This window comes from Vicinamibacteria bacterium, assembly GCA_035620555.1.
Classification (GTDB): Bacteria; Acidobacteriota; Vicinamibacteria; order Marinacidobacterales; family SMYC01; genus DASPGQ01.
The window spans coordinates 26,687-32,893 of the sequence record DASPGQ010000243.1; the positions used below are offsets into that span (position 1 = coordinate 26,687).

Below are 6,207 nucleotides of genomic sequence, written 5' to 3' on the forward strand. Positions count from 1 at the left end.
GATTATCGAGAGAGGATTACCGATATGACGATATCGACTCGCATCGCCTTGATCGCCGCGATCGCCTTTCAAGCAGCCCCCTCGCATCTCCTGGCCCAGGCATCGGCGGTGAATGCTTCCATCGAGGGGGTCATCAAAGACGCAACCGGAGGGGTTCTACCCGGCGTGAGCGTCACGGTTACGAACCTCGACACCGGGGCATCTCGCACCGTGGTGACGAACGAGACGGGTCTCTACCGTGCCCAGTTGCTGCCGCTCGGAACCTACCGCGTCATGGCGGAGCTCTCCGGTTTTTCTCGGTTCACCCAGGAGGGTGTCGAGTTGAGCGCCGGAATGACGGCGACGGTGAACGTCACACTGCAGGTGGGCGAGGTGACCGAGACCATCACGGTCGGAGCGGACTCCCCGGTCATCGAGCCGGCAAAAATGGATCTTGGGCGTCTCCTCGACGAGCGCGAGATCAGGAACATTCCCCTGGTCTCGAGGAATCCCTTCAACTTCGCTCTCCTCCAGGCCAACGTGACCGGCTACGAGAACGAGGAGTTCGGTGTACCCCGCGTCAACGCCAACGGAACCCAGATGCGCACCAACTACCAGATCGACGGGAACACGAACACTCAGAAAGATCGGCCTGGACTCAGACTGCAACCCATATCGGAAATCTTCGTCAAAGAAGTCCAGGTGGTGACCAGCGGTTTGGCACCCGAGTTTGGCCAGACCACCGGCATGGTATTCAACGTCGTGACCCCCTCGGGCACGAACCAATACAGCGGGACGGGGAGCTATCGGTTCCGTCGACAGGGCATGTCGGCGCGACCCTTCACTCTGTCGGAGAGCGCTCCCAAACCGGATACGAAAGTCGATAACTTCACTGGAACTTTCGGAGGACCGATAAGGAGAGACGCCGCGCATTTCTACGTGGGCTACGAGTACATCAAGAGAGATCTCTCCGCCGATCGGGTCATTACCGTGGACCCGGCGGACGCGGCTCGGCTCGGAATCTCGGACACCCTCGGAGACGGAGTCATCCCCGCCCAAGCCGAGCCCCAGTTCTTCATCGTCAAAGGGGATTTCCAGCTAAATCCGTCTCACAGCTTGAGCGCCCGCTACACCTTGTTCGATCAACCGATCTCGAGCAACATCGGCGGTGGTCTGAACACACTCGAGCGGGCCGTCGACTTCGCCGATAGTGCGAACAGCGTGTCGGCCCAGCTCGTCTCCTCGTTCGGCGGCGACAAGCTCAACGAGCTCCGGGGACAGTGGAGCAATCGAAAGACCGACCGGGTGAGGAACGATTTCAGCGGGTCGATGCCGGCGATCACCATCAGTGGAGTGGCCAACTTCGGTGGCGTCGACGGCGACAACTTCGAGCAGAAGATCTTCCAAATCACCGATAGCTTCACCCTTTACCGAGGCAACCACGCCTTCAAATTCGGAGGAAGCATCGAGGCGGTGGACGATTTCCGGCGAAGCTCGGTCGACACCACCTATACCTTCGGCAGCATCGCAGCCTACGAGGCCGCCCGTGACGGCATCGACCCGTTCGCTTACACGACATTCGCCCAGAACATCGGCGACCCAACCCTCAGCTTCGACTCCACCTTCTTCTCCGCCTACTTCCAGGATGATTGGTCGGTGAACGACCGGCTGAAGGTGCTGTACGGGGTCCGCTATGACTACTACCGAGTCCCCGATGCCGTTCCCGCGCCCAACAATCCCGCGTCACAGGAGTTTCGCATCGACAAGAACAACTTCGCTCCGAGGGTGGGGGTTTCCTGGGACACGACCGGTGAAGGCAAGGCGGTCTTGACGTTTCAGACGGGTGTCATGACCGATGCACCGCACCTCCGGATTTATCTCGACGCGATCCAGCAGAACGGCGACCCGAAGTTCACCAATTTCGTCCTGAACCCCACCAGCGCGGGCGCCCCGGCCTTTCCTGGCGCTCTGCCAGCGGGGGCGGGTTTCTTCTCTAGCCCATCGACCATCTACACGGTGTCTCCCGATTTCCGGAGCGAGTACTCCGTCCAGAACACCGTCCAGTACCGCCGGGCCCTTCAGGACGACCTTTCTTTCGAGCTCGCCTATGTGAATGCCTTCGGCCGGAACATCCCTTTGACACTCGACGTCAATCTGATCAACCCGACTGGGTCCCTGGATGACGGGCGACCGGTGTTCGCCACCGCGGTCAACGGCGACACCCGAGCCAACCCCGCCTTCAACCACATACGCCAGTACGAGTCGATCGGAGAATCCAGCTATAACGCCTTCACGGTTCGCTTGAGAAAACGGCTTTCCCGAGATCTATCGTTGAACACGTTCTATACGCTCGCCAAGGCCGAGGACGACGCCATCCTTCAGGGGCTGATCATCGGGAGCCGCGATCCGTTCCACTCCGACCCCACCGATAACGGTCGCGACAAGGGGAGAACGCCTTTCGACGTCCGTCATACCTGGATCAGCAGCGGCGTATGGACTCTCCCGACCGAGACTCAACTCGGATTCGTGGTGAATCTCAATAGCGGACTTCCCTTCAACATCCGCTCCAATCGGGACGTCAATGGAGACGGCCAGTCCACCAACGACCGCCCCGTCGGCGTGGACCGCATGGATCGAAACCTGGGGACGTTCTTCCAGGCGGACTTCCGCTTCTCCCAGTTCTTTCCCCTCAGCAGCGACCGCTATCGGCTGGAAGTCTTCGGAGACTTCCTCAACCTGTTCAACCGGGACAACGTTCGGGAGCGCACCGAAACGGTGACGATCGACTCCGGCGGTAATGCGGTCGCACCGATCCCCGCCGACGACGAGTTCCGGATCAGCCAGGGCTACCAGAACCTGCAGTTCCAGCTGGGGCTCAAGTTGCATTTTTAGATCGTTCCGATGTGCCGGCGCCGGTTTCACGACCGCGCCGGCTTTTTCCATCGCGTTTGACGCAACCATGCCTACGACGGTTTTCGACTCGTTCTATTTCAAGGACCGCTTCGGTACCGAGCGGATGCGGGAGATCTGGGCAGATCGGGCCACCCACCAGCGATGGCTCGATGTGGAAGCAGCCCTCGCGGAAGCCGAGGCGGAGGTGGGAGTCATTCCCAAGAACGTCGCCCGAGAAATCTCACGCAGAGCCAAGATCGAGAATCTCGATCTCGCCGCCATGAAGGTGGAGTTCGATCGCTCCTGGAACCCCGTCGTTCCTCTGGTGAACGCTCTGCGTAAAGCCGTTTCTCCGCGAACGGCACGCTACGTCCACTGGGGCTGCACCAGCAAGAACATCTTCGACACCGGTATGATCCTCCAGATCAAGGAATCCTACGACCTGTTGACCGCGGAGGTCGGCAAAGTGGCCGACCAGCTCGCGGATCTGGCCGAACGCCATCGCGAGACGATCATGGCGGGTCGGACTCACGGCCAGCACGCCATTCCCATCACCTTCGGCTTCAAAGCGGCGACGTGGCTCGACGAGGTGAATCGGCAACGGGAGAGGCTCCTCGCAAGCCGGCCGCGAGTGCTCGTTGGAGAGTTCGGGGGCGCGGTTGGCACTCTTGCGTCGCTGGGACGCAAGGGACTTCGGGTGCAGAAACACCTCATGGCCAAACTCGGCCTCGGAGTTCCGGCGATACCGGTCAAGACCGCAGGCGATCGGCTAGCCGAGTTCGTTCTGCTCTTGTGTCTCCTCTCCGCGACTCTCGGGAAGATTGCGCAGAACATCTATAACCTCCAGCAGACGGAGATCGACGAGGTCACGGAGTTCACCGAGGGCAAAATCGGCAGCTCGGCGATGCCCCACAAGCAGAATCCCGTCGCTTCGGGAGCGATCGTGTTTCTCGGACGCCTCCTCCGCTCCAACGCGGGAGCGGCTCTGGAGTACGTCCATGCCGAGTGGGAGGATGATCACCGCCAGGGAGAGACCGCGTGGAAGTTCGTCCCCGAAGTCTGTCTTCTCGCCTCGGCGCAGTTGTCCATCATGCAGCGCCTGCTCGAGGGACTGATCGTCAAGCCTGACAACATGCGGCGCAACCTCGAGCGAGGCGGAGGCCTGCAGACGTCCGAAGCGCTGCTGATGGCCTTGTCGGAGCCCCTGGGAAGGGATCGGGCCCACGAGCTCGTCACCGAGCTGGCCACGGATGCCCGGTGCCGGGGAGTCAGCTTCAGCGAGATCGTCGCCGAGCATCCGGTGGTCCTCCGCCATCTCTCCAGGAAGGAGATCGCCAGATGTCTCGACTATCGGAGTTCCACGGGACTGTCGGCGCTGCTCGTCGACCGAGTCCTGATGGCTCACCGCAAGGCGGCTCGGAGGCAAGATAGTCCATGAAATGGATGGTGACCGTGGCTTTTCGCTGGCGTCCGGCCAATATGGAGTGGCAGTACAAGACCATCATCACCGGTTACGCCCCGGAGCGATGGCTCGCGGAAACGCTCGAATCGGCACGACGAGGGCGAGGCAAGCTCGAGGCCTCGATCCTCTACGCGCGCGAGATCCCGGATGAGATCGCGGAACCCCTGGAAAAAAAGCTTCTGGAGGCGGGTCCCGACTTCTGAGCTCCGGGTCTTCCCGTCGAGCCGCAGGAGCCTCGGGAGCTCAGCGGTTTTGGGAGAAGCTATAGAGGGCGCTGTAGGTTCGGATGTACAGCTTGCCGTCCGCGATTGCCGGGGTCGCTTTGGTGCCGTCGTCCAGTCGGTTCACTGCGAGTAGCTCCCAGTCACCACCCGCTCGGACCACCGCCACGTTACCTTCCTCGCTCACGGCGTATATCTTCCCGTCGGCGGCCACCGGAGAGGAAAAGTAGGCGCCCAGCGCCCCTCGAAGCCGTCCCCGCTCGAGAATCTCGCCGGTATCGGGGTCGAACGACGTCAGTATCCCGCCCTCCTTGAGCGTGTAGAGGACCCCGCGGTAGTAGAGCGGGGAGGGGACATTGGGCAGAGCGCTGGGGTTCTTCCACAGGAAATTACCTTCGGTCATGTCGCCTTCACCGCCGAGCCGATAGGCCCAGAGGGAATTCATTCCCTGCCTCCTAAACCGGAACTGCGCCCAGTCGCGCTCCTCCAGAAATCCCGTATCGTCCAAGTCGAGGTACTCGTCGAAACGGCCGATCGCGCGGGAATCGACGAGCTCGCCTTTCGCGAGCTTGCCATCCTGGTTCTCGTCGAGCTGAGCGAGGGCCTCGGGAAAGCTCGGGACGATCTCCTGCTCGCCGGGATCGGATTCACCCGAGGACGTGACGAAGTAGACCGCGTGATCCGCCAAGACCGGCGTCGGTTTGATTTGCCAGGGAAGACCGGTGAGCCACCACACCGGCGTCCCGCTCGCGACGTCGTAAGCATTCAGCTGGTAGGAGCCGGCCACGAGCACCTGGAGCGCGTCTTCTTCTCCAGGCCGGTAGAGCACGGGGGTTGCATAGCCACGTTGCGCGTGCGGGCGCTCGGTCTTCCAACGGACTTCACCGGTCGCCTTGTGCACAGCAATCACGAAAGCGCCAGCATCTTGATCGCATACCTGCAGTACGAGATCACCGGCAAGGATGGGAGAGGAGCCATGGCCGAAGGGATTGTTGAATGGGCCGAGCGGAAGGCTCCAGAGCTCCTCGCCGTCTGGCCCGTAGGCGAGCAACCCGAAGTCGGCGAAGAAGACGTAGACGTTCCGGCCATCAGTCGCCGGGGTGGGAGATGCCGGGCTGTTGTTCGGTTGGAGCACTTGGCGTCGGGGCCGCGGGGCTTCGCGTCGCCACAGGATGCGTCCCGTGCGACGGTCGAGGGCAAAAGTGAAGAGCCTTTCGTTGTCGACGCCCGTCAGGAAGATTCTCTCTCCGGCGATCGACGGAGACGACGGGCCGGACGGAAGCTCGGTCCTCCACACGACGTTCGTCTCCGGGCCGAAATGGATCGGAAGCTCGGTGTCCTCGCTCACACCCGCGGCGTTCGACCCGCGAAACTGCGGCCAGTCCCAGCCGAGAGTCAACATCGAGAGAAGGAGCGGCCGCGCCAGAGAGCGTATCGGCATTGCGGGAAGACTGTAACGCAGGTGCGACATGCTCGCCACCGAGGCGCCACACATCATCAGGTCGCGTGGTCCACGCTGCGGGTAATCGACTCAACGACTTCTCGCGGGATAGAATCGCACGACGCCAAGCAGGGAGGGAGTCATGATGAAACTCGGAATTCTCGTCGGACTGATCGTCTCTTGGCCTTTCGTCTCGGCCGCGGGAAGACCAA

4 protein-coding genes are annotated in these 6,207 nt (G+C 61.7%); 3 read left to right on the plus strand and 1 reads right to left on the minus strand.

The features are described from left to right. The first annotated feature begins 24 nt into the window (after positions 1-24). From VEK15_10335 to VEK15_10345, 3 genes are all read left to right on the plus strand, one after another. Positions 25-2,871 (plus strand): TonB-dependent receptor, encoded by a 2,847-nt coding sequence (locus VEK15_10335; protein ID HXV61081.1) that lies wholly within the window; start codon positions 25-27, stop codon positions 2,869-2,871. 67 nt (positions 2,872-2,938) lie between these two features. After that, complete coding sequence (locus VEK15_10340; protein HXV61082.1) at positions 2,939-4,309, plus strand: adenylosuccinate lyase family protein; 1,371 nt, start codon at positions 2,939-2,941, stop codon at positions 4,307-4,309. Next, positions 4,306-4,536: a hypothetical protein gene (locus tag VEK15_10345; protein HXV61083.1), complete on the plus strand. Its 231-nt coding sequence runs from the start codon at positions 4,306-4,308 to the stop codon at positions 4,534-4,536. Before VEK15_10340 ends, VEK15_10345 begins: the two co-directional genes overlap by 4 nt. Before the next feature lie 40 nt (positions 4,537-4,576). Here VEK15_10345 and VEK15_10350 read toward each other — a convergent pair whose 3' ends face one another. Beyond that, a complete protein-coding gene (locus VEK15_10350) occupies positions 4,577-6,025 on the minus strand; it encodes a PQQ-binding-like beta-propeller repeat protein (GenBank protein ID HXV61084.1) in 1,449 nt (482 codons plus the stop codon). Positions 6,026-6,207 lie beyond the last annotated feature (182 nt).

Bases quoted from the DNA above. Each gene is read 5' to 3' on its own strand.
- VEK15_10345 (HXV61083.1), top strand. From the start codon at position 4,306: ATGAAATGGATGGTGACCGTGGCTTTTCGCTGGCGTCCGGCCAATATG.
- VEK15_10340 (HXV61082.1), top strand. From the start codon at position 2,939: ATGCCTACGACGGTTTTCGACTCGTTCTATTTCAAGGACCGCTTCGGT.
- VEK15_10350 (HXV61084.1), bottom strand. From the start codon at position 6,025: ATGTCGCACCTGCGTTACAGTCTTCCCGCAATGCCGATACGCTCTCTG.
- VEK15_10335 (HXV61081.1), top strand. From the start codon at position 25: ATGACGATATCGACTCGCATCGCCTTGATCGCCGCGATCGCCTTTCAA.